This window comes from Mycobacterium sp. (assembly GCF_049280035.1).
In the GTDB taxonomy this organism is placed as follows: Bacteria; Actinomycetota; Actinomycetes; order Mycobacteriales; family Mycobacteriaceae; genus Mycobacterium.
The window spans coordinates 1-3,175 of the sequence record NZ_JBAPPI010000157.1 but is presented as its reverse complement, the minus strand read 5'-3'; the positions used below and the strand labels follow the sequence as shown (position 1 = coordinate 3,175).

The following is a 3,175-nucleotide window of genomic DNA, read 5'->3' as shown; positions in this document are numbered from 1 at the left end:
GCTCAGGCTGCCGCTCGGCCCCGCTCGCCGGCGATGTCCCCGGCGCGGCCCAAACCGTCGGCGGCGTCGAGGTGTCCTGCTGGGCTCGAGCGACTCGGTCGCCTGGGCGCCCATGTGTACCCCGGTCCGGTTCTGCCGCCTCATAGGGCTCAGCGGCGCGGTTTGCCCTGGAACCCTCGTGAGCGCCGGCGGGCTGGTAGGCGTACGCCGCCGGCTGGTAACTATCCGCGACCGGCTGCCGCGGCGGCGGGACCAGCGGTTCCTCCGGCACGTCGATGATCGAGCTGTCGTCCATCCGCCGAGGCTCTTCGGCCCGCACCGAGGTGACGCGATTGACCCGCTCGCGAGCGCTTTCGTGCTCGCGATCCCAGTCGCTGTAGCCACGCACAGTCCTGCGCTCGGTCTCCAGTGCCGGCCGCTCGCTGAGTTCGGCGTCGAACAAGATCTCCAGATTGGTGCGCAGCGCGGCCAACTCGGCGCGCAATGCCGAGACCTCGTCTGCGGAGTGAGCGCGCAATTCGCTGGACAGCTCGCGACGCAGCTGAGACTCCACGGTCAGCTCGTACTCGCGGCGAGCCGAGATTTCGCGGTCCAGTTGCAGGTCGTAAACCAGCTTCAGGTCGCGCGCCCGGGCCTGATCCACGTCGCTTTGGCGACGGTAGATCACCGACACGAACGCAGCGACGACGGCGGCCCACAGAGCCAGGATCACGGCGAGCTTGAGAAGCTCCGCTCGGTTGGTGAAAACAAGCGCAGAACTGGCGCCGATTGCGAGCACCAGCAACGCCGTGAGCAGTACCCAGCCCGGTCTGCGGCCGCCGCGCCGAACCCGGGCGCCGCGGGACAGATCGGTCATGGCCCGACTGTACCGGGCCGAGGTCACTACGCGTGTTGCCGTGCTCCGGCGATTCTCACCTGGACTAACTGCGCGCACTGAGCCGGGCTAACTTTCCGCGCCCTCGCCGTGCTCGGTCGGGTCCGGCGGCGACTTGCAGCAATGTTGCAGCCACAGCGCAGCAACCACCAGAGCCAGTGCGCTGACGACCGCCACCGCCGTGCCGGCGGTGTCTTCGCCAGCCACCCGCAGCCACGACCGCCGCGGCAACAAGTACACCAGGACACCGACCCACCAACCCAGCGCCAACGCGCCCACCCAGGCCGACGCCTGGGCGATGACCAGGCTGCGGGCCACCGACAGCGGATGTAGCCAGCCGGGCCCGTCGCCGATCTCACCGTCGCTGATCTTGGCCCGGACATAACGCCCCCACGCCGCCTCGGCGACGCCGACCGCAAGCAGCGACAAACCCGTCCAGATGGTAATCGGTGGAAACCATCGGTATAGCAACACGACCAGCAGGTATCCGACCACCGCAGTGCCGATCACCGCGGCCGTCAGGTCACGTTTCCTGGTCGGGCCCATCAAGTTTCCTGCGTCGAGTCGGCTTCCGTGTTGTCGCCTCGCGGTTCGAGCACTTGCCCGGTCAGTTGCACACCGGCGCGGTCGGCCGCATCCAGCTGGGCGAGTAACTTTGCGACGGACTGCTTTCCGCCGGCCACCGTGAGCTCCGCGGCCGGGTCGACGGCCAGCCAAGGAATCATCACGAAGGCACGCAGATGAGCCAGCGGATGCGGCAGGGTCAGACCATCGTCTAAGGAGATCACTTCGGTGTCTCCGGTCGGCGACGTATCGTGGCAGCTGATCAAGTCCACATCGAGAGTGCGTGGGCCCCAACGCTGTCCGCGAACTCGATCGGCCGCCTGCTCCATCTGCTGGGCGCGGAGCAACCAACCATGTCCGTCGAGCGTCGCATCCTCGGCGATCAGCACCGCGTTGAGGAACGGGCCCTGCTCAACGCCGCCCCAGGCCGCGGTCTCATAAACCGGAGAGACCGCTCGCACCGTCTCGCGCAGCCGGTCGAGCACCGACTGCAGCCGGGCCAACCGGTCACCAATGTTGGATCCGATCGACAGCACCACCCGGGTCATTTGCGCCACTCCTTGACCCCGGCCACGCCGGCATCATCGTCGTCGCGCGTCATAAGCCCGCTCCCGCCGGAACTACCGATCCCCGGCCCCCGCGCCGCGACCGTCGGGCCACCACCGCCACATCGCCGAAGGTCTGCGGAATCGGAGCCTGCGGCTTGTGCACCGTCACCTCGACGGCATGCACCCGCCGGTCTTTCATGACGTCCTCGGCGATCTCCCCGGCGACCGTTTCGATCAAATTACGGGCCGGCCCGGCGATGATAGCGGCCGCCCGATTAGCCAGGACGCCGTAGTCATAGGTGTCTGCCAAGTCGTCGCTGGCCGCGGCGTCCACCAGGTCGATCCACACCGTCATATCGACGACGAAGTCTTGACCGTCCGCGCGCTCATGGTCGAAGACCCCGTGTCGTCCGCGAACCGTCAAGCCGCGCAACTCAATTCGGTCAGCCATCAGATCCAACCGCCCCGGCTTGTGTCCACGCGTCGACAACCCGCAGCGCGTCGACCGAGGCCCGTACATCGTGCACCCGCACCCCCCAGGCGCCGTGCAGCGCGGACAACGCCGAAACCACCGCGGTAGCCGTCTCCCGCCCGTCGGGTGGCCGCGCCGCACCATCGGGACCGGCCAACAAGGTGCCGAGGAACCGTTTCCGCGACGCCCCGACCAGAACCGGGACGCCGGTGGCCACGAGCTCCGGCAAGGCGTGCAGCAACGCCCAATTATGTTGGCCGGTCTTGGCGAATCCGAGACCGGGATCGATGATCAGCTTCGCCGGATCTACGCCCGCGGCAACCGCGTCGTCGACGCTGGCGAGCAGCTCGGCGCGCACCTCGGCCACCACATCGCGGTAGCCGGGTACTTCGTGCGGACGGTCAGCCGAGACCGATCGCCAATGCATCAACACCCAAGGCACACCGGCCTCGACGAGCAGACCGGCCATTCCCGCATCGGCGCGTCCGCCCGACACGTCATTGACCATCTGGGCGCCATTTTCCAGCGCCGCCCGCGCCACGCCCGCGTGCATGGTGTCGATACTGACCGTAATGCCTTGTGACGCCAACTCTTTGACGACAGGAACGACGCGGGCAGTCTCCACCCCGGGGTCGATGCGGACCGCGCCGGGCCGGGTCGACTCTCCGCCAACATCGATGATCGCCGCGCCGTCGGCGGCCAACGCCAGGCCGTGCT

Annotated in this window: 5 protein-coding genes; all 5 read right to left on the bottom strand. The window is 68.1% G+C overall.

Annotation, left to right across the window (positions count from 1 at the left end):
• Positions 1-856, bottom strand: an 856-nt coding sequence (locus WAN71_RS05100; RefSeq protein WP_422224287.1) for a DUF6779 domain-containing protein, incomplete at its 3' end; no start/stop codon positions are given.
• Positions 857-943: 87 nt separating this feature from the next.
• Positions 944-1,420 carry a DUF3180 domain-containing protein gene (locus WAN71_RS05095; protein ID WP_422224286.1) on the bottom strand — a complete coding sequence of 159 codons (477 nt, stop codon included), beginning with the start codon at positions 1,418-1,420 and terminating at the stop codon, positions 944-946.
• Positions 1,420-1,986, bottom strand: coding sequence for a 2-amino-4-hydroxy-6-hydroxymethyldihydropteridine diphosphokinase (gene folK / locus WAN71_RS05090; protein WP_422224285.1), 567 nt, complete (start codon positions 1,984-1,986; stop codon positions 1,420-1,422). The genes WAN71_RS05095 and folK overlap by 1 nt, the downstream gene beginning before the upstream one ends.
• A 49-nt stretch (positions 1,987-2,035) precedes the next feature.
• Positions 2,036-2,437, bottom strand: coding sequence for a dihydroneopterin aldolase (gene folB / locus WAN71_RS05085; RefSeq protein WP_422224284.1), 402 nt, complete (start codon positions 2,435-2,437; stop codon positions 2,036-2,038).
• A partial coding sequence (gene folP, locus WAN71_RS05080) for a dihydropteroate synthase (protein WP_422224283.1) occupies positions 2,430-3,175 on the bottom strand: 746 nt, incomplete at its 5' end. The genes folP and folB, both read right to left, overlap by 8 nt.

Bases quoted from the DNA above. Each gene is read 5' to 3' on its own strand.
- WAN71_RS05095 (WP_422224286.1), bottom strand. From the start codon at position 1,420: ATGGGCCCGACCAGGAAACGTGACCTGACGGCCGCGGTGATCGGCACT.
- folK (WP_422224285.1), bottom strand. From the start codon at position 1,986: ATGACCCGGGTGGTGCTGTCGATCGGATCCAACATTGGTGACCGGTTG.
- folB (WP_422224284.1), bottom strand. From the start codon at position 2,437: ATGGCTGACCGAATTGAGTTGCGCGGCTTGACGGTTCGCGGACGACAC.